The 20,071-nt window shown below is 70.3% G+C and carries 15 protein-coding genes and 3 tRNA genes; 9 read left to right on the top strand and 9 right to left on the bottom strand.

Annotated features, from left to right (window positions below):
• Positions 1-39: 39 nt before the first annotated feature.
• Both IEZ11_RS06515 and IEZ11_RS06520 read right to left on the bottom strand, forming a co-directional pair.
• Positions 40-1,494 carry an FGGY family carbohydrate kinase gene (locus IEZ11_RS06515; RefSeq protein WP_189261603.1) on the bottom strand — a complete coding sequence of 485 codons (1,455 nt, stop codon included), beginning with the start codon at positions 1,492-1,494 and terminating at the stop codon, positions 40-42.
• Between the two features lie 150 nt (positions 1,495-1,644).
• Entirely contained in the window at positions 1,645-1,950 is a 306-nt protein-coding gene (locus tag IEZ11_RS06520; protein WP_189261604.1) for a YtxH domain-containing protein, read from the bottom strand.
• A gap of 144 nt (positions 1,951-2,094) precedes the next feature.
• Here IEZ11_RS06520 and IEZ11_RS06525 point away from each other — a divergent pair.
• The 3 genes from IEZ11_RS06525 to IEZ11_RS06535 all read left to right on the top strand — a co-directional run bounded on the left by IEZ11_RS06525 (position 2,095) and on the right by IEZ11_RS06535 (position 2,500).
• Positions 2,095-2,167 (top strand) — tRNA-Asn (locus IEZ11_RS06525).
• Between the two features lie 5 nt (positions 2,168-2,172).
• Positions 2,173-2,245, top strand: a tRNA-Asn gene (locus IEZ11_RS06530).
• 178 nt (positions 2,246-2,423) lie between these two features.
• Positions 2,424-2,500: transfer RNA gene (locus IEZ11_RS06535), tRNA-Ile, on the top strand.
• A gap of 472 nt (positions 2,501-2,972) precedes the next feature.
• On the opposite strand, the gene IEZ11_RS06540 is transcribed toward IEZ11_RS06535, so the two are convergent.
• Positions 2,973-3,620 (bottom strand): response regulator, encoded by a 648-nt coding sequence (locus IEZ11_RS06540; RefSeq protein ID WP_189261605.1) that lies wholly within the window; start codon positions 3,618-3,620, stop codon positions 2,973-2,975.
• On the bottom strand, positions 3,617-4,765 hold the full coding sequence (locus IEZ11_RS06545; protein ID WP_189261606.1) for a sensor histidine kinase: 1,149 nt from the start codon (positions 4,763-4,765) through the stop codon (positions 3,617-3,619). The genes IEZ11_RS06540 and IEZ11_RS06545 overlap by 4 nt, the downstream gene beginning before the upstream one ends.
• A 121-nt stretch (positions 4,766-4,886) precedes the next feature.
• Between IEZ11_RS06545 and IEZ11_RS06550 the strand changes: the two genes are divergently transcribed.
• From IEZ11_RS06550 to IEZ11_RS06570, 5 genes are all read left to right on the top strand, one after another.
• Entirely contained in the window at positions 4,887-5,642 is a 756-nt protein-coding gene (locus IEZ11_RS06550) for an ABC transporter ATP-binding protein (RefSeq protein WP_229712826.1), read from the top strand.
• Between the two features lie 16 nt (positions 5,643-5,658).
• Positions 5,659-8,220, top strand: a complete 2,562-nt coding sequence (locus IEZ11_RS06555) for an ABC transporter permease (RefSeq protein ID WP_189261608.1) — start codon at positions 5,659-5,661, stop codon at positions 8,218-8,220.
• Between the two features lie 672 nt (positions 8,221-8,892).
• Positions 8,893-9,354 carry a hypothetical protein gene (locus IEZ11_RS06560; protein WP_229712827.1) on the top strand — a complete coding sequence of 154 codons (462 nt, stop codon included), beginning with the start codon at positions 8,893-8,895 and terminating at the stop codon, positions 9,352-9,354.
• A gap of 146 nt (positions 9,355-9,500) precedes the next feature.
• Positions 9,501-12,038 (top strand): FxSxx-COOH system tetratricopeptide repeat protein, encoded by a 2,538-nt coding sequence (gene fxsT / locus IEZ11_RS06565; protein WP_189261756.1) that lies wholly within the window; start codon positions 9,501-9,503, stop codon positions 12,036-12,038.
• Between the two features lie 535 nt (positions 12,039-12,573).
• Positions 12,574-12,834 carry a helix-turn-helix domain-containing protein gene (locus IEZ11_RS06570; RefSeq protein ID WP_189261609.1) on the top strand — a complete coding sequence of 87 codons (261 nt, stop codon included), beginning with the start codon at positions 12,574-12,576 and terminating at the stop codon, positions 12,832-12,834.
• Positions 12,835-13,409: 575 nt separating this feature from the next.
• Here the strand turns inward: IEZ11_RS06570 and IEZ11_RS06575 are convergent.
• The 4 genes from IEZ11_RS06575 to IEZ11_RS06590 form a co-directional block, all read right to left on the bottom strand.
• Positions 13,410-14,408 carry a macro domain-containing protein gene (locus tag IEZ11_RS06575; protein ID WP_189261610.1) on the bottom strand — a complete coding sequence of 333 codons (999 nt, stop codon included), beginning with the start codon at positions 14,406-14,408 and terminating at the stop codon, positions 13,410-13,412.
• 249 nt (positions 14,409-14,657) lie between these two features.
• A complete protein-coding gene (locus IEZ11_RS06580; protein ID WP_189261611.1) occupies positions 14,658-15,419 on the bottom strand; it encodes a nuclear transport factor 2 family protein in 762 nt (253 codons plus the stop codon).
• A gap of 129 nt (positions 15,420-15,548) precedes the next feature.
• Positions 15,549-16,436, bottom strand: a complete 888-nt coding sequence (locus tag IEZ11_RS06585) for an SDR family oxidoreductase (protein ID WP_189261612.1) — start codon at positions 16,434-16,436, stop codon at positions 15,549-15,551.
• A gap of 48 nt (positions 16,437-16,484) precedes the next feature.
• Positions 16,485-17,342, bottom strand: a complete 858-nt coding sequence (locus IEZ11_RS06590; protein WP_189261613.1) for an SIR2 family NAD-dependent protein deacylase — start codon at positions 17,340-17,342, stop codon at positions 16,485-16,487.
• A 287-nt stretch (positions 17,343-17,629) separates the two neighbouring features.
• Here IEZ11_RS06590 and IEZ11_RS06595 point away from each other — a divergent pair, with 287 nt between their 5' ends.
• Positions 17,630-18,574 (top strand): helix-turn-helix domain-containing protein, encoded by a 945-nt coding sequence (locus IEZ11_RS06595; protein WP_189261614.1) that lies wholly within the window; start codon positions 17,630-17,632, stop codon positions 18,572-18,574.
• Here the strand turns inward: IEZ11_RS06595 and IEZ11_RS06600 are convergent.
• Positions 18,562-20,022 (bottom strand): aldehyde dehydrogenase family protein, encoded by a 1,461-nt coding sequence (locus IEZ11_RS06600; protein ID WP_189261615.1) that lies wholly within the window; start codon positions 20,020-20,022, stop codon positions 18,562-18,564. The two genes, IEZ11_RS06595 and IEZ11_RS06600, sit on opposite strands and share 13 nt — an antisense overlap.
• Positions 20,023-20,071: the final 49 nt, after the last annotated feature.

A 20,071-nucleotide genomic window follows, 5' to 3' on the forward strand; every position in this document is an offset into this window, starting at 1 on the left:
GACGGACGCGGGCGTACGCGCGCGTTCGCTTCGTGGCGTTTACGCCCGGAACGCCCCCGGATGGGTCTGCTCCCGCACCGAGACGTACTGCTGGCGCACCGCCTGCCCGACCGCCAGTTCGTCCCCGGGGTCCAGCACCTGCGCGGCCGCCCCCTGCCACACCGGCGGGGTGCGCGGGTCCAGGGCCCCCTGCGAGACCCCGAGCGCCCAGGCCGCCTGCCGCGCCGCCCCGATCGCCGCGTAGTCCGCCGGCTGCGGTACGACGACCTGCGCGCCGAACAGCATCGGCGCCGCCGCCTGTACGGCCGGCAGCTCGGCGGCCTGCCCCAGCAGGAAGACCCGCCGCACCTCGACACCCCGGTTGCGCAGCACGTCCAGCGCGTCGGCGAGCCCGCACAGCATGCCCTCGAAGGACGCCCGCGCCAGATGCTCGGCCCGCATCGACTCCCGGCGCAGCCCGGCCAGCATCCCGGCGGTGTGCGGCAGGTTCGGCGTCCGCTCGCCCTCCAGGTACGGCAGCATGACCAGCCCGTGCGAGCCCGGCGTCGATTTCATCGCCAGGTCGGAGAGGGCCTCCAGATCGGGCAGCCCGAGCAGCTCGGCGGTCCCGCGCAGGGCCCGTACGGCATTGAGCGTGGTGACGACCGGCAGGTGCATGCCGGTGGCGTCGGCGAGCGAGGTGATCATCCCGGAGGTGTCGGCGAGCGCCTCCGGGTGCACGGCCATGACCGACCCCGAGGCGCCGAGCGAGACCACGGCGTCCCCGAACCCGAGCCCCAGCCCGAAGGCGGCGGCCATGGTCTCGCCGGTCCCCGCGGAGATCAGCAGCCCTTCCGGGGTGGTCCCGGCCGCGTCGGAGGGCCCGATCACCTCGGGCAGCATCGTCTGATGCCCGAGGGCGAGTTCGACGAGGTCGGGCCGGTAGCCGCCGGTGGCCGCGGACCAGTACCCGGTCCCGGAGGCCCCGCCCCGGTCGGTGGTCCTTCTGACCGGCCGTCCCAGCAGCTGCCACACCAGCCAGTCGTGGGCCTGCAGCAGTACGGCGGTCCGCCGGGCGTTCTCCGGCTCGGTCTTCGCCAGCCAGCGCAGCTTGGTGACGGGCTGCGCGGCCTGCGGCACGCTCCCCACCGCCTGCGCCCAGGCCTCCCGGCCGCCCAGCGCGTCGATGAGATCGGCGGCCGCGACCTGGGCGCGCTTGTCGCCGCCGACCATCGCGGGGCGGACGGTGTTGCCCTGGGCGTCCAGCGGGACCAGCGCGTTCTGCTGCGCGGACACGCCGATGGCCTGCACGCCCTCCAGGAGCCCGCCGCCGGCGGCCTCGCCGAGGGAGAGCAGCCAGGCCTGCGGGTCGACGTCACTGGGGCGCGCCGCGCCGTCCGGCGTGTCGACCGGGTGCGGTGCGTACCCCTGGCGGAGCACCGCACCCGTGTCCGTGTCGCAGACCACGATGCGAGTGAAATCCGGTGAGCTGTCCAACCCGGCGACTATCCCCATGCCCGAAATTCTGCCGCACGCGCCGCTGTGGTTCGGCCGACGGGCGCCGTTGGGGTGAGGGCCGGCGGCCGGGTGCGGGCGCGTGGGGGGACGTTCGCGCAGTTCCCCGCACCCCTGGGGAGTTGCGGCCGGGCGCGCCGGAAAGCCGGCCTACGTGTTGCTGGTGCCCCAGTCGTCCCCGGCTACGCCGTTGGTGTTGCGCTCGCGCAGGGAACGGACCCGGGCCGCCACCGAGTCGGGCATGTGGTCGCCGACCTTCACGCTGACCGTGTGGAAGGCCTTGCCGGCGTAGACGCGGCCCTGCTGCGCGGCGGTCTCGGCGGTGTTGCGGACCGCGGGGTTCTGGGCGACCTGCCGGGCGGACTTCTTCAGCTGCTCGTAGCGCTCGCGCCCGGCCCTGGTACCGAGCACGTAACCCAGTGCGAGCCCGACGACGAACGTGAGCTTGTAGCGCATGACGGCCACCCTTCCCTCGTGGGGGAGTCTCGTGGGGAGTACCGATTGGCGGAGCACCCCCCTGCTTGCGCTAATGTATGTGTCGCAGCGAGCGGGCGCTTCCTGGCGAATACCCAGGCGGCCACGTTCGATGCGACGAGGCATTCCTCCGTAGCTCAATTGGCAGAGCAGCCGGCTGTTAACCGGCAGGTTACTGGTTCGAGTCCAGTCGGGGGAGCTCGGTCCTCCGTAGCTCAATTGGCAGAGCAGCCGGCTGTTAACCGGCAGGTTACTGGTTCGAGTCCAGTCGGGGGAGCATGCTGAACGAGGACCCCTGGTGGGGTCCTTTTTCATGTCCGCGGGAACCGCCGGGCCTGCGGTGATGTCCTCAGGGTCGGGAACGTCCGCAGAAGCCGACCAGCCGAGGCAGGAGATCGTATGAGCGGCTATGCTGCGGCAGACGGCGCGCACACATGTACGCGACACGCCGCTATGGGGCGGTAGCTCAGCCGGTTAGAGCAGCGGACTCATAATCCGTCGGCCGTGGGTTCGAGTCCCACCCGCCCCACCAGCGCAGGTCTGTGACCTGCGGGAACATTCATTTCTGGGTGTCGGATCGTCAACTTCGCCTGAGCGGAGTGAATCCGCTGCTCGCGGGTTCGGCTCCGTGGCGGTCAGTATGGATCCACGCCGCTCTGACCTGTGCAGATGTCGCGGTCCGGCGACGGGGTAGGTTGCCGCGGGTGGTGTGTGCGAGGCCTTGGGTGGTGCAGCGGCCGCTGAGGGGGTTTGAGCCCCCTTCACTCCCGGTTCGGAGACGACCCTGACCGAGCGACTTGTCGGACGAGCGGTGGGCGTTGATCGAGCCGGTGATCACGGCCTGGAAACAGGACCGGGTGAGCCGGTCGGACACGGCCCCGGCACCTGTGGTCTCCGGGAGGTCGTGAACGCGATCTACCACCAGAACCGGGGGCCGTCAGTGCCGTTGTCTGCCCCATGATCCGCCTGGTTGGTCGGTGGTGGTGTGCCACTCCACGGCAGCCCTATGAGCTCCCGTCGGCCAGGCCGGTGCGGTGGGCGAGGACCACCAGTTGCACCCGGTCGCGGGCCCCCAGTTTGGTCAGGAGGTGTCCCACGTGGGTCTTGGCGGTTCCCTGGGTGATGTGCAGGTGCCGGGCGATCTCGGAGTTGGACAGGCCCTCGGCGACCAGGACCAGGACTTCGCGTTCGCGTTTGGTGATGCCTGTCGGCATCGCGGGTGCGGGGGCCGACCGGGCGGCGAACTCCTTGATCAGCCGCCTGGTGACGCCCGGGGCGAGCAGTGCGTCGCCGGCGGCGACCACGCGGACGGCGGCGAGCAGATCCGCCGGCGGGGCGTCCTTGAGCAGAAAGCCGCTGGCTCCGGCGCGCAGCGCACCGTAGACATATTCGTCCAGGTCGAAGGTGGTGAGCATGAGGACCCGTACGGTGCCGGTGCCCGTGATGCGCCGGCAGGCCTCGATGCCGTCCATGCCGGGCATCCGGACGTCCATGAGGACGACGTCGGGGTGTGTGTCGAGGGCGAGGGCGGCGGCTTCGGTGCCGGTGGCCGCCTCGCCGACCACTGCCAGGTCCGGTGCGGTGCCGATGATGCCGCACAGGCCGGCGCGTACCAGGGTCTGGTCGTCCGCCACGACGACGCGGACCGTCATGCGTGGCTTCCGGTGAAGTCCGGGGCGGTGAGCGGCAGGTGGACGCCGACCTGGAAACCGCCCCCGGGCACCGGTCCGGCCCGGAAGTCGCCCCCGCACATGGCGGCCCGTTCCCGCATGCCGATGAGGCCATGGCCTGGTCCCGTGTGGCCCGGGCGGCCCTGTCCCTGGTCGGTGATCTCGATGAGCAGTTCGTCAGGCCCGTAGCCGATACGGGCGCGGGCGCGGGAGGTTCCGGCGTGCTTCACCACGTTGGTGAGGGCCTCCTGGACGATGCGGTACGCCGATGTGTCGATCCCGACGGGCAGGGCGCGAGGGTTGCCGGTGATCACCAGCTCGACCTGTACGCCCGCTTCGGCCGTCAAGGCCAGCAGCCGGTCAAGGTCGGCCAGCCCGGGGGCCGGTGCGAGCGCGGGGGCGGTGTCCTCCGTACGCAGAACGCCGAGCAGCCGCCGCATCTCGGTGGTTGTCTCGCGGCCTGTGGTCGCGATGACGTCGAGCGCGGCGCGGGCCCGGTCGGGCCGGTCGTCGATCACCAGGTGGCCGTAGCCCGCCTGGACGGTGATCACGCTCATGCCGTGGGCCACCACATCGTGCAGCTCCCGGGCGATCCGCAACCGTTCCTGGGCGATGGTCTGCGCGAGCAGTTCCCGCGCGTACCCGCGCCGTTGCCGCACCGCGTAACCGGTCGTCCAGGCGGTGACGAAGACCAGTGCGAAGGGGACGATCCCGCCGCGGTGCGTGAAGTCCGGCAGCGCGGTGGCCACCGCACCGGAGAGGGAGAGTACGAGAACGACCGCCGCCGTACGGATACGGCAGGTGGCGGCCACGAGGTACAGCACCCATGCCATCGGCCCCGACGCCAGGAATCCGAGCGTCCCGCCCGGCGGGACCTCGGCCAGCGGGGCCAGCCAGAAGGCCGACAGTGCCGCGCCGAAGGCGGCGAGCGGACGGTGCCGGCCGACTGCCCAGGCCACGGTGAGCAGTACGGCCGCGGCGGCTGCCGCCACGAGCCGGAGGCCGGTGCCGTGGGCGGGCAGAGCCCAGGCCGACAGGCCGTACGCGGTGGAACCCGCGAGCTCCAGCGCGAGCCGGTGTCCCGGCCGTAGCCGGGCCGGCAGCGGGGGGCGCGGATCAGGACGCATGGCTTGAGCGTAGGCGCGCGGGCAGGGCGGGGCATCGGCCCTGCGGCGTATGCCTCCAGGCAGATGCGCCGGGTGCCGCACGCCCGTCACCTTGAGAGCCCCTGACGACTGGAGAAGCCCGGTGACCCGCGATTCCCTCACAGCAGCAGCGTCCGCTGTCGGCCTCAGCAAGATCTACGGCGAGGGCGGGACCCACGTCACTGCCCTGGACAACCTCGGTGTCGAGTTCCTGCGGGGGCAGTTCACCGCCATCATGGGTCCGTCCGGCTCCGGCAAGTCCACACTGATGCACTGCATGGCCGGCCTGGAACCGGTCACCGCGGGCTCCGCCCGGATCGGCGACACCGAACTGGGTGGCCTCGACGACAAGCGGCTCACCACGATGCGCCGGGACCGGATCGGGTTCGTCTTCCAGTCGTTCAACCTGCTGGCGACACTCACCGCGCTGGAGAACATCACTCTTCCCATGGCCATCGCCGGACGAAAGCCCGACCAGGCATGGCTGGACCGGGTGGTGGCAGCCGTCGGCCTGGCCGACCGCCTCGGCCACCGACCGTCCCAGCTCTCGGGCGGCCAGCAGCAGCGGGTGGCCTGCGCCCGTGCCCTGGCCTCCCGACCGGAGATCATTTTCGCCGACGAGCCCACCGGCAACCTGGACTCGCGCTCCGGCGCGCAGATCCTCTCCTTCCTCCGCGACTGCGTACGCGATCTCGGACAGACCGTGGTGATGGTCACCCACGACCCGATCGCCGCCTCGTACGCGGACCGCGTGGTGTTCCTCGCGGACGGCCGCATCGTCGACGACCTGCGGGCCCCGACCGCGGACAGCGTCCTGGACCGCATGCGTCGTCTTGACGCCGTGGCCCGCACCAGCTGAAGAGGAGCCGACCACCATGTATCGCACCGCGCTTGGCAATGTGCGGGCCCACAAAGGCCGTCTGCTGATGACGATGCTGGCTGTGCTCCTCGGCACAGCCTTCGTCGCCGGAACCCTGATCTTCTCCGACACGATCGGGCAGTCCGTCAAGGACAGTGTCTCCGACAGCTCCTCACGGACCTCGGTCCAGGTCACCGACACCGCCGTGAGCACGGACACGGACTCGGGGGCCGGACAGAACACCGGCGTCCGGAGTCCGCTGACCGAGTCCACGGTGCGCAGGATCGCCGCTCTGCCGGGAACGCGTTCGGCACGCGGCACCGTCGCCGGCTTCGCCGGGCTCTCCGACCCGCACGGCGACCTCATCGGCAGCCGCGGCAACACCCGGGGCGCCAACTGGGTTCCCGCCACGGGCGGACCGGACCCCGAGTACCCGATGGCACAGGGCACCGGACCCACCTCGGCGGGCATGATCGCCATCGATCAAAGGACCGCGAGCGACAACGGCTTCAGGATCGGCGACACCGTGCGGGCGGCCGTCAACGGGCCGGTGCTGGAGATGACGGTCACCGGCATCTTCACCACCGACGACCCGCAGGTCAGGGCCGGCGGCTCACTCGTCCTGTTCGACACCGCCACCGCGCAGCGCCTCTACCTCGAGCCGGGCCAGTACGACAGCATCCAGGTCGTCGCGACACCCGGCACCAGCCAGAACGAGCTGCGCGGCGAAATCCTGCCGGTCGTCCCGCACAGCAGGAACATCACGGTGAAGACCGGCGCCCGGCTCGACGCGGACACGGCGGCAAAGGCGCGGAGCGGCATGTCCGGGATGCGGAACGTACTGCTGGCCTTCGCCGGGATCGCCCTGTTCGTCGGCGTCTTCCTCATCGCCAACACCTTCACCATGCTGATCGCACAGCGCACCCGTGAGCTGGCACTGCTGCGGGCCATCGGAGCCAGTCGCCGCCAGATCACCACTTCGGTGCTGCTGGAAGCCCTGCTCGTGGGTGCCGGCGCCTCAGCGGCCGGCCTGGTCACGGGCATCGGCATCGGTGCCGCGCTCCAGGGCCTCATGGGCTCCATGGGCAGCCAGGTCTCCACCAGCACGCTGGTCGTGTCGCCCACCACTGTTCTCGTCACCCTGCTCACCGGGACAACGGTCACCGCCCTCGCTGCGCTGCTGCCCGGTCTGCGTGCCTCCCGCGTGGCCCCGGTCGCCGCGATGCGCGGCATCGACACCCCAGCCACCCGCAGAAGCCTCGTCGTTCGCAACAGCATCGGCGTCGCCCTGGCCGGAGTCGGCCTGGCACTGGTCCTCTGGGGGGCCGCCAGGGGTGGCTCGGCCGGTAACCTGCTGGTCGTGGGTGGTGCGGTGAGCACGCTGGTCGGAGTGTTCGTTCTCACTCCCGCACTGGCCCGGCCGGCGATCGCACTGGTCGGCCCGCTCTGCACCCGGCTGTTCGGGATCTCCGGCACACTGGCCCGGCAGAACGCGGCGCGCAACCCGCGGCGCACCGCCGCTACCGCCTCGGCACTCACCGTCGGTATCACCTTGATCAGCGCGTTGACGGTCCTCGGCGCGTCCGTCACCCACGCCATCGACAAGCAGGTCACCCAGAACATGAGGGCCGACTACGCGGTCAGTGCGCTGCTCAGTCTGCCGGTCGCTCCGACGCTGCTGCCCGAGATCGCCAGGACCCCGGGCGTGGCCGCGTACAGCGCGCTGGACGACCAGCACCTTCGCGCAGGCGGCAAGGACCTTCCTGTCACCGGCGTGGACGCGGAGAGCTTCGACCAGCTGATCGTCCCGAACATGGTCGACGGCTCCACCGCGGCCCTTGGACGGGGCCAGATCCTGGTCGACGAGAACCACGCGGCCGACGACGGCTGGACAGTCGGCAGTACGGTCCCGGTGACCTATCCGGACGGCAGCCGCGGCCGGCTGACGGTCGGCGGGGTCTACCAGAACAGTGAGGTACTCGGATCCGTGCTGATGAGCCGGTCGGTGCTGAGCCCGCACACCACCGCGCCGTTCTACAGCACGGTCCTGGTCAAGGGGGCCACCGGGGCCACCGCGTCACTGCAACAGGCGCTCAAGGATTCCACCGGCGACAACCCGCTCGTCAACGTCCGTACCAAGCAGCAGATGCGGGACCACTTCAGTTCGCAGATCAACCTGCTGCTGGACGCCATGTACGCACTGCTCGCCCTGTCCGTGGTCATTGCGGCCCTGGGCGTCGTCAACACCCTTGCCATGGCCGTACTGGAGCGGAAGCGCGAGATAGGCATGCTCAGAGCGGTCGGACTGTCCCGCGTTGCGGTGCGGCGGATGGTCCGCCTGGAGTCGGTCCTGATCGCGTCCTTCGGCGCGGCACTGGGCATCGCCATCGGCAGCTTCCTGGCCTGGGCCGGCGTACGGCTGCTGAGCAGCGCGATGACCGGACTCACGACCGTTCTGCCGTACGCGCAGCTCGCCGCGTACATCGCCGGTGCGGCGCTGGTGGGTCTGCTGGCGGCGCTGTGGCCGGCCCGACGGGCCGCGAGGCTGAACGTGCTGGACAGCATCAGAACGGACTGACCCACGAGGGCGGCCCGGCGTGATGCCTGCGCGGTGGTCAGTAGGGCCGATGTCCCGTCCCCGGCGTTCGGGGCAACGTCCCGCCGCCTGATCGGACGAGCCGGTGGACGTCAGGGACGCTGCTCCACCCCGGGACGAGGGGTGGAGCAGCATCCCGTCGGTAAGCCAGTCCGTTGCGCCGGCGCAGGTCTGTGACCTGCGGGAGCATTCATTTCTGGGTGTCGGGGCGTCAACTCTGCCTGAACGGACCGAATCCGCTGCTCGCGAGTTCGGGGCTCGGCGGCGCTCGGCGGAGTCCGAACCTCTCTGACCTGCGGCGGAGTGGAGGATCGAGGTTGTCGCTCGCTGTCCGGGCGGCTGCTCCGAGGGCCGATGCCAAGACCCAGGGGCCGTACCGGGGCCGGGGCGGCGAAGGGTGTGTCCGGTCGGCGGTGTCTTCGGGCGGCCGAACCGGGCAAGAACACGTGAGAGAGGCTGCGCGCCGCAACGCTACGCAATGGCCGGCTGAATGTATGCCGGGAACCATCCCTGACAACGATCCCTGACAGCCGAAGCCTCATCGTCCTGCGCTTGTCTGCGCGTGTCTGGGTTGACGCCCGATACGCCAGTACGCTCGGTGGTGGGTCCATCGCACTGCGGTATGCATCGGGGGACGGCATGTTGGATCAGACGTTGGTCGCGCTGGCGTCAGCGGCCGGGGCGGCGGTGGCCTCCGCCGCCGGCACCGACGCCTGGCAGGGCATGCGCCAACGCGTGGCACGGCTCTTCGGCCGTGGAGACGGGGCGGCGCAGAGGTTCCATCTGGAACGACTTGACGGGTCAGTCGCCGAGTTGGAGCGCGCTGGACCCGAGGCACGGGAACAGGCCCGCGCGAGGGTGCTGGCTGCCTGGCAGACTCGATTTCACGACCTCCTGGACGATGCCGACGACGAGGACCGTGGGGAGTTGGCCCGGCAACTCGACGAATTGGTCAGGTACGGGCAACGGCCGTTCGGCGGGATGTCTGCCGGTGACGGCGGACTCACCGTCGAGGGAACAGTCGACATCCGCGCCGACAGAGGATCGGCTGCTGCCGGCGTGATGGGCGACGTGACGATCGGAAACCCTCAGAGGCCGGGCCCAGGGCACAACTGACGACCCCTGGGGCCACCCCGGCGATCTCCGACTTCACAGGCCCATCGATTCATGCGCGCCACCACAGTGTCGCCGCCCACAACATCAACCACTTCGACTACCACGCGGCGCCATCGGCGCCGGTGACGTGGCCCCATGCCTTCGGCGTGGTTCCGCGGCAAGCGGAGTGCTTCCAACACCGTGGCGCCGTGGAGGAGTTAGCACGTGCCCTAGCAGGCGGTGGCACCGCGGTGCTGTGCCAAGTCCTGTCCGGGACAGGCGGTGTCGGCAAGACCCAACTGGCCGCGCACCACGCTCGTCGTTCATGGGCGGACAGGGCTGTGGACCTCATGGCCTGGGTCACGGCGTCCAGTCGCGAGTCGATCGTCAGCTCCTACAGTCGGCTCGGGGCGGACGTGGCAGCAGCGGACTCACGCGACTCCGAGCAGGCAGCCGCTCGTTTCCTGGCGTGGGCCGAGACGACCGATCGCCGATGGCTCATCGTGCTCGATGACCTGGCCGACCCGGCTGACCTCCGTGGCCTCTGGCCGCCCGCTCACCCCGGCGGTCAGGTCCTGATCACCACTCGCCGCCGCGACGCGGCCCTCCGTGCACGGAGCCGTGTCCATATCGACGTAGGTCTGTTCACCCCTGCCGAGGCGGCGAGCTACCTGCGAACTCAGCTTGCCGCGCTGGGCCGCAGGGACGAGCCGGTGCAGATGGCCGGCCTTGCCGCAGACTTGGGCCACCTGCCGCTGGCCCTTGCCCAGGCAGCCGCCTACCTCGTCGATCTCGGGCTGGACTGCGCGGCATATCGCGCGCGGCTTGCCGACCGGTCCCGGAGGCTCGCCGATCTGGTTCCGGACAACAGCGGCTTGCCGGACGATCACCGTGCGGCCCTGCAAGCCACTTGGTCCCTGTCCATCGAGCACGCGGATCGGTTACCTCCGGCCGGACTGGCCCGCCCCATGCTGCACCTTGCCAGCGTGCTGGATGCCAACGGAATCCCCCTGGCCGTGCTGACCAGTCCTCCGGTTCTGCGCTACCTCACCGATCATCGACCCGCGGGGGTGCACGGACCCTCCGACCCGGTCGGCGTGGAGGACGCGGCCGGAGCACTGTGGTGCCTGGACCGGCTCAGCCTGATCGATCACACGACTGACGGCCCCCATGAGCGAGTCCGTGTTCATGGCCTCATCCAGCGCGCCACTCGCGACACCCTGCCTTCTTCCGTACAGGACAGCCTTGTTGTCACCTGCGCAGAGGCACTCACCGCCGTATGGCCCACGGCCGAGCGCGACTCAGCTCTCACGCAGACCCTGCGGGCCAATGCCGAAGCAGTGATCTCTCACGCAGGTACCGCACTGTGGACGTCCGGCTGCCACGCCGTGCTCCTTCGTACCGGCGAGAGCCTGGGACTGACGGGCTCGGCGAGCGCGGCGCGGATGTACTTCCAGGATCTCCACAAGACGGCCTGCCGGCACCTGGGTCACGACCACGCGGACACATTGACCGTCCGGCACCACTTGATCACCTGGCAGGGCGAGACGGGAGACCTGACCCGCGCCAAGGCGGGCTACGCGGAGTTACTGGCTGATCGGATACGTGTGCTGGGCCCGGATCACCCCGACACCTTGGCCACCCGCGGAGACAAGGCCGCCTTGCGGGGCCGGGCGGGTGATCCGGCCGGAGCCGGTGAAGAATCCAGACGGGTGCTGGAGGCGTCGCTGCGGATTCTTGGCCCCGATCACAGCCAGACCCTCACCGCACGGCTCAACGTGGCCCATTGGACGGGAGCAGCAGGCAGCCCAGCCGAAGCCGTGACAGCGTGCGAGCAGTTGCTCGCGGACACCTCGGAGCTGCTGGGGCCCGACCACCTCAAGTCCCGTGCCGTCCGCCTTCACCTGGCCATCTGGAGAGGCGAAGCGGGAGATCCGGTCGGCGCCGCTTCCGACTTCGAACGCCTCCTGGCTGATCAGCTGAGAGTGCTGGGAGCCGACCATCCCCATACCCTGAGTACGCGCCACGATCTGGCTCGATGGCGGGGGAAAGCCGGGGACCCCGGGACGGCCGTGTCCGAATTCGAGCAGCTTCTGGTCCATCAGCTGAGGGTGCTGGGCCCGGATCACCCCGACACGCTCGCGACCCGTCACGACCTTGCCTCCTGGCGCGGAGAGAGCGGCGACGCGCACACCGCGGTCAGCGAACTGGGGCAGTTGTCGGCCGATCGTCTGCGTGTGCTGGGGGCAGACCATCCAGACGCACTCACCACACGCGCGAATCTCGCGTACTGGCGGGGAAAGGGCGGAGATCCGTCAGGTGCTGTTGTCGCCACGACGGAACTGCTGGCCGACAGGCTGCGTGTCCTCGGCCCGGACCACCCTGACACGCTGACCACTCGCCACAACCTTGCGCAGTGGAAGGCCGAGACGGGGGACGCGGCGGGCGCTGTGGTCGCCGAGTCAGAACTGCTGGTCGATCGGCTGCGTGTGCTGGGGCCCGAGCATCCCCACACGTTCTCCGCACGCCACCACCTCGCCCACTGGACCGGCAGGGCCGGCGACCCGGCCGGCGCAGCGGAAGCTCTTGCGCGGTTACTCGCCGATCAGCTTCGTGTACTTGGTCCGCAGCACCCCGAGACCCGCGCCACCGAAGACAGTCTTGCCTTCTGGAGCATGGAAGCGGAGCGTGGGCATCCGACGTAGCTGGGCTCGGCTGCGGCCCCGGTCGGTCTTCGGCTTCCTCGACGATTCCTGCCTTCGTGGCTTTCATCGAGTGCGGAGGTGACCGCGGGAACCTCGGGCACTCCCATCATGACGGCAGTGGTGTATGCCGCCAGTGTAATAAATTGCAGATGGGGGCGTATGCGTGGCCTGGAAGATCGTCGTGGTCGAGTCGGCTCTCTCGTGGCTTCACGAACTGCGCCGTACTGACCGCGACACTCTGGTTCGGGTCAGCCAGGCTGTCACCGCCCTCCAGGAGGAAGGTCCCGCGCTGGGTCGGCCTCCGGTGGACACGATCAAGGGTTCGGAGCTGTCGAACCTCAGGAGCTCCGCCCGGGGTCGGCAGGGGCCACGGAGGTGCGGTTGCTGTTCGTGTTCGACCCGGACCGCCAGCCGTGATCCTGGTGGGCGGTGACAAGGCGGGCAACTGGTCCGGCTGGTACCGCGTCGCCGTGCCCCAGGCGGAGCAGGCGTACGCGGGGCATCTGAGGCGAATCGATGGAGAGGACGGGGCGCGATGACTGATCACCTCAAGGACCCGCAGGCGATGGTCCTGGCCTCCCGTGTGCATCGCCTCGCCGAGTTGCGGAAGCGGCAGCACACCACACAGGTCCAGGTTGCCGAAGCCATGGGCGTCACCCAGGCCCGCGTCTCGCGCATCGAGAAGGGCCAGTTGGAGCGCAGCGAGGTCGACACCCTGGCCGCTTACGTCAAGGCGCTCGGCGGCGAGTTGAAGATCGTCGCTGACTTCGGTGACGAGACCTACGTCCTCGGCTGATCCGATCGACGCCGCGACCCAGGTCGGTGGACAAACCTGCCTCTTGACGTCAGGGATGATGTTCCGCCGTGGGGCCAGGTGAGGAGCATCATCTCGTCGGTAAGGGACTCCGCTGTACGAAGGTTCCATTCTTCCGGCTGAACTGGACGGATGCGGCCAGGGGCCATCGAGGGGCCAGGAACAGATCGACGAGCAGCACGCAGGACTGACGCTGATCAGTACGCACGACCTGGGGAAACGCCAAAGATGAGCAGGGATCGACAAGGGTCGCCAAGATCCTCGAAGGACTCGTGATCCGTCGGCCGTGGGACGAGTCCCACCGGCCCTCCAGAAGTGCCCCCTGACCTGCGGAAGCATCCCTTCGGGCGCTCGGATTCGGGACTTGGGGCCGGCGGAGTGAAATCCGCTGCCTGCGACTTGTGTGTACTCGTGTGAGCGGACGCGGCGGCGTGCTCCGATGTTCCCGGAGCCCGGGATCTCGGCGAAGGTGCCGGGTTGTTCGTCCGCCCTGTTCCTGCCAGGCTTCACCGTTTGCGCCCGCGGCATCGGCGGCTGAACGTGTGAAGGACGTCGGATCAGGGGCGGGTGCCTACGTGGAGGACGTGCCGGTAGGCCAGTTCGTCGTCGTCCTCGAACACCGTGAACACCACGCGGTCGAACCGTCCAGGATGCGCCGCGATCCAGTCCGCGACGGTGTGCAGCGCGACCGGTGCGGCCTCCTCCTTGGGATAGCCGAAGACGCCGGTGCTGACTGCGCAGAGGGCGACGGTGCGGATGGTCTCCACTTCGGCGGCGAGGTCCAGGCAGGCCCGGTAGGAGGAGGCGAGCGCCTGCGCGTCATGCGCGTGCGGACGGCTCCGGACGACAGGGCCGATGGTGTGCAGGACGTACCGGGCGGGCAGGTGGTAGCCACGGGTGATCTTGGCCGTACCGGTGGGTTCGAGGGCTCGTTGCGCCGTGATGATCGTGTGGCAGTCGTCGCGCAGACGAGGTCCGGCGGCATTGTGGATGGCGTTGTCGATGCAGGGGTGCAGCGGGCGGAAACAGCCGAGCAGTTCGCTGTTGGCGGCGTTGACCACGGCGTCCGCGGCGAGCGTGGTGATGTCTCCCCGCCACAGTACGGTCTCGGCCGCGGCGGGGAACGCCGTGCCGTGGAACTCCTCCTCGACCGTGCGCAGTTCCAGCGCCGGGACAGCGGGCCGCAGCTGCCGCTCCGCACCGAGCAGCGCGTCCAGCTCCCGGTCCGCTCCTTCCGGCAGCGGACCGGGTTCACGGACGGTCAGCAGAGCGCGCAGCACCCTGCGGGCCGTTGCTCCGCCGGCATGGGAATCGGCATCGGCGAGGCTCCTCAGTGACTCGGACCGCAGCCCGAGCCGGGAGACGGCCGGATCGGCGCTGAGCAGGTGCAGTGCCGAGCGTACGTGGGCGTCCAGCCGGGCGGCTGTGGCCGGGGCCGCCGTCGGGCGGAAGGGCTTGTCGAGGGCGACGGCTGACCGGTAAGCGGTCAGGGGCAGTGCGGAGAGCTGCGTCTCCGTCCCGGCGGAGGCATCGGACTCGGCGCGGATCGGAATCATCAAAGGCTCCGGGTGGGGCGGGTGAACGAGGTGCGCCGATGACCCGGCCCCGCACGCCGGCACGCGCGGGGCCGGACGATCGGCGGGGGAGGGGGGGATCACAGCTCTTCGAGTGTGCCGACGTGCAGGTGTTGTGGAAGACGACGCCGTTGTCGACGCTGAACCTGTACGTCTTTCCCGCGTAGGCGATGTTGCTCATGCCTTGCGCTCCGTCGACGTGTCCGGTGGTCCGGGCGGCGTACAGGCTGGTCAGAACAGGCCGTTGTCGTGCGGCAGTTCGGCCGGGACGGGCGCGATGACGTCCCAGTGCTCGACGATCTTGCCGTCCGCGACACGGAAGAGGTCGTAGTAGGCGACGGGCACGCCGAACTCGCCCTCGGACTGTGTCAGGACGAAGTCGCCCTCGGCGATGACCTTGTGGACCTTCGTGTAGACGAGGTTCTTGCCCTCCTCGGCCCACTTTGCGGCGGCCGCCCCGAAGCCGTCGAGGCCGTCGGCGGCCTCGGTGTTGTGCTGGTGGTAGGTCTCGGTGGAGATGTAGTCGGTGAGCACCGAGTAGTCGGCGCCGACGAGGACCCTCTCGGCGAACTCGGCCACCAGGGCACGGTTGGCGCCGGTCTTGTCGGTCTCGGTGACCGCGGTGGGGCCGTCGGTCTGGGAGCGGCCGGAGACGGTGGCCTTGACCTGCGGGGTCAGGGCGTCCCAGTGCTCGGCCAGCTTGCCGGCGGCGTCGACCCGGAAGATGTCGAACCCGACGAGCGGGTCCGGACCGAAGCCGTGGTAGGTGCCGTGCAGGGCGACCAGGTCGCCGTCGGCGATGACCCGGGCGCCCTCGTGGCGGAAGTCCTCGCCGAGACTGGCGACGAGTCCGCGGAGGGCCTCGGGGCCGTCGGCGGCGAGGGCGCTGTGCTGCTTGTAGTCCGCGGCCAACCAGCGGTCCACCGCGGAGGGGTCCTTGTCGCCGAACAGCTCGGCGGCGGCCTGGAGGACGGTGTTCTTTGCGTTGCTCATGGCTGTCTTCCTTGTTCGCGGACCTGCGAGGGATGGACCGGCGGTGGAGTGGTGACCTGTTCAAACCATGCCGACGGCGCCCGGTTCACCGGCATGAAAAGGGACCAGCGATGGTCAGAATGCGACGGCCTACCTTTTCGGGGTGTGTGGGCCGGCTCCCTGCGCGCGGACGATGTCGGCGAGGGGCGTGGCGGGGTGGCCGGTGAGGCGGGGCACGGCGTCGCTGACACCGTCGAGTTCGCCGGACGCGATGGCCGTGTAGGTGGACACCCAGGCGTCCAGCTGCCACGGCGGAGCTCCGGAGGAGGTACGGGAGGCGTAGGCCTCCTCGACCGTCTCCTGCCGGTAGGCGACGGTGCGTCCGAGCTGCTCGGACAGGATGACGGCCGCCTCCTCCAGCGTGAGGGACTCGGGCCCGGTCAGGTCGTGGGCCACGCCCGCGTGGACGTCCGGCCGGGACAGCACCGCGGCGGCCGCGTCGGCGATGTCGTCCTGACCGACGAACGCGGCGCGGCCCTGCCCGGCCGGGCCGCGGATGACGCCGTCCTCGCCGACGAGGTCGGGGACGAACTCCGCGTAGAAGTTGTCCCGGAGGAAGGTGTACGCCAAGCCGCTCGCGCGGATGTGCTGCTCGGTGTGGAAGTGGTCGCGTGCCAGGGTGAAGGTGGCGTCGGGTGCCGCGCCGTAGAAGGAGACGTACACCAGGTGCCGGACACCTGCCTCCGCGGCGGCGTCCACGAACGCCTGGTGCCGGGCGAGCCGGTCGGCGCTCTCCGAGGCGGAGACCATGAAGACGGTGCGGGTGCCGGCGAGGGCCTCCCGTACGGTGTCCTGGTCGGCGTAGTCGGCTCGGACGGCCGCCGTGTCGGGAAGCCGCGGAGCACGTTCCGGGCTGCGGACCAGGAGCTTCTGCGGGATGCCCTGGTCAGCCAGCCGTCGGGCGACGCGCCCGCCCAGCCGGCCGGTGGAGCCGGTCACGGCGATCGGCGGGACGGATACCGCGGATACCTCGGACATGACGTGACATTTCTTCCTGTGGTGACGGAGGTGCACTGCCGGTGCAGTTCAGGGATCGAGCCCGTCGAGGAGCCGGTCCGCTCCGAGGGGAACGGACAGAGCTCGTGTCCCGAGGTCCGCGGGGACGTCGGAATGGGCGGGATTGATCCGGACGAGCCGGGCCCGGGGGGTCTGGCGCACCAGGTTCTCCATGGGCCGGCGGATGACGCCGGGGGTACTGAAACCGGCACCGATCTCCAGCACCAGCAAGGCGCTGTCCGCGGGCGCGGCGTCGAGCCATCGGACCAGCTGCCGCCCTGCGGGCAGATAGGAGTCGTCGACGAACTCGGGACCGACGCGGACGTTGGGGAAGACGTCGGCACCGCAGCGAGGGCAGCGCGGCAGGGCCCGAGGGTCGGTGACCCGGCCGGTGTCGCGGTCGTACGCGGCAAGGACCGTGTCGAGGAACGGTCTGCTGGACCAGGTGTCCCGTGTGCACGGGACCGTGCACTGGAGGCGGCCGTAGTCGCCCTGCGGGGTGTGGACCCGGTCCGCCTCGAAGCCGTTGCGGGAGAAGAGGGCATCGACGTTGGATGTCATCACCCAGTGGTCGCGGTCGCCGACCAGCTCCCTCAGCCTGCGGTAGAGGGGGTTGGGTTCGGGGCTGAAGCGGATGTCGTCGATGTGGACGGCCCAGTAGCCCCACATCATGTCCTTCGGCAGGGGCGCGCCGAGCAGGTAGCGCGAACGCAGGCCGAGCCGGTACAGCGCCGGCAGCAGTTCCCGGAAGCGTTCGGTGTCACCGTAGTCGTAGCCGGCGGCCGCGCTCAGACCCGCGCCGGCCGCGATCAGGACCCGATCGGCCTCCTCCAGCCAGGCGCGGACGGTGTCATGTGCCGGTGCGGTCGAGGCGGGAGCGTTGCTCATGGTGCTCACTACGCGAGGATCCCTTCCAGTGCCACGGACACCTGGTTCATGTACTCGTCGAAGGCCGTGGTCGGTTCTTCGGCACGGGACAGCGGGCCGTCCGGACCCGCGGCCCGGGCCGTGGCCACGGGAGGGGGCTCAGGCCGGGCTCGACGGCGAGCACTCGGTGGGTACCGCGCTGCCACGTGCCGTCCTTTCCTCTTTCCGCCAAGGAGACGTTCCGTATCCACAGCGGCACGACCAACGTACGAAGGCCCCGCAGGGAAAGCCGGATAAACTTCCGACTGATGATGGCCAAAAACCGACACCGCTCGCCGCGCGAGATCCCGGAGATCCCGTTCGCCGCGCCCGCGGGCACTCCCGCCGGTATCGAGGTCATGCCGCTGGCGGAGCTACGGCGGCGCGTCTCCGAGGACACCCTCGCGCGGCCCCAACGCCCCGACTTCCACCACCTGCTCACGCTCACTGCGGGCGAACTCCGGCACGTCGTCGACTTCAACGGCCACGCCCTGCGGCCGGGCTCCTGGCTGTGGGTGCGCCCGGGGCAGGTGCATCAGTGGGGCGACCTCGCCAGGGCAGAGGGCACGCTGATCCTCTTCCAGCAGGACGTGCTGGACCCGGGCACGGCGACGGCCGCCCGGGTCGACGATCCGCACGCACCGGTCGTCACCACTCCCGCCGCCGCCGACGCCGAGGCGGTGACCATGGCCGCGGAACACCTGAGCCGCGAGTTCCAGGCGCTCGGTCACCTGCCTCTGGACATACACATGGCGGCCCTGCGCCACCTCCTCGCCGTCCTCCTGCTGCGGCTGGCCCATCTCACCGTCCCGGCCGACAGCCCCGCACCGGAGCCGGACGAGACCTATCTGCGGTTCCGTGACGCGGTCGAGCGGCACTTCACCGCCACCCGACGGGTGGAGGACTACGCGCACATGCTCGGCTATTCGGGGCGTACCCTCGCCCGGGCGACGCTGGCGGGCGCCGGGCTCAGCGCGAAGGAGTTCATCGACCGCCGGGTCGTGCTGGAGGCGAAGCGTCTGCTGGCGCACGGTGACGAGACCGCGGCACAGATCTCGGACCACCTCGGTTTCATCACGGCCTCCCAGTTCAGCAAGTACTTCATACAACGCACGGGCCGTTCCCCGATCGACTTCCGCAAGGGGATCCGGGGACTGGTGACCGACGTGACTCCCGGACAGGCGGAGCAGGGCCGGAACGATCAGAAGGGGTAGTGGGCCTGCTGGGTCGCGATCGTCACCCAGCGGGTGTTGGAGAACGCCTCGATGCCCCACCGTCCACCGAACCGGCCGTATCCGGAGGCCTTCACGCCGCCGAAGGGCGCGTGGGGCTCGTCGGCCACGGACTGGTCGTTGATGTGCACGATGCCCGTCCGGACGCGACGGGCGACGGTCAGCCCGTGGGTGGCGTTCTCGGTGATGATGCCGCAGGTCAGACCATTGTCGGTGTCGTTGGCGACGGCCACGGCGGTGTCGTCGTCGCCGAACGTCTCGACGACGCAGACCGGTCCGAAGGCCTCCGCGTAGTACAGGTCCGCGTCCTTGGGGACGCCGGTGAGCACGGTCGCCGCGTGCACCGCGCCCTCCGGCCGTCCGCCGCCCGCCAGCACGGCGGCGCCCTTGGCGACCGCGTCCTCCACCAGAGCGGCGACGCGCTGCGCGGCGGAGGCGGTGACCAGCGGGCCCACCACGGTGTGCGGCAGGGCGGGGTCCCCGGCTCGGAGGGAGGCGACCTTGGCGGTGAACTTCCGCGTGAACTCCTCGGCCAGCGACTCGTGTACGAGGATGCGGTCGCCCGACATGCAGATCTGCCCGGAGTTCATGAACACGCTGAAGGTGACGGCGTCGACGGCGTAGTCCACGTCCGCGTCGTCCAGGACGATCACCGCGTTCTTGCCGCCCAGTTCGAGCACGGCCGGCTTGAGGTGCTTCGCCGCGTGGGTGCCGATGATCCGGCCGACCCCGGTGGAGCCGGTGAAGTTCACGGCACGCACCCGCGGATCGGCGATCAGCACCTCGGCGATCTCCGCCGCGTCCTCCCGGGCGTTGGTGACCACGTTGAGCACCCCGTCGGGCAGTCCCGCCTCGCGCAGCACGTCCGCGACCAGCAGTCCGCAGGCGATCGGCGCGTCCTCGCTGGGCTTGACGACGACCGTGTTGCCGGCGGCGAGCGGCGCCGCCACGGCCCGGACACCGAGGATGACCGGAGCGTTCCACGGCGCGAACGCCGCGACCACGCCCAGCGGTTCCCGCACGGCCAGGCCCAGCGCGCCCTCCTCCTGGGCGCTGAGCACCGCACCGCGCGGTGCGGTGATGGCGGCGGCCGCCTCCCGCAGGATGTTCGCCGCCAGCCCCACGTTGAAGAACGCCCAGGGGCGGGTGCCCCCGGCCTCGTGGGCCATGAGGTCGGCCACCTGCTCGGCACGTGCGTCCAGCAGGTCGGCGGCCCTGAGGAAGATCGCGCGACGGGCGAACGGCGAGACCGCGGCCCATTCGGCGAACGCCGCGTCGGCGGCGTCCACGGCCCGGGTCACGTCCTGGGGACCGGCCGCGGCGACGGTCGCGTAGACCTCGCCGGTGTAGGGGTTGATGTCCTCGGCGGTGCGGCCGGAGAGGGCGGGCACGTCCTTGCCGCCGATGTGGAGTTCACGGGTGAGGGACATGAAGGGCTTCTTTCGGTGCGGGGCGGTCGTGGCAGGGCCACGGGGTGTG

Source organism: Streptomyces fuscichromogenes, from assembly GCF_014645815.1.
In the GTDB taxonomy this organism is placed as follows: domain Bacteria; phylum Actinomycetota; class Actinomycetes; order Streptomycetales; family Streptomycetaceae; genus Streptomyces; species Streptomyces fuscichromogenes.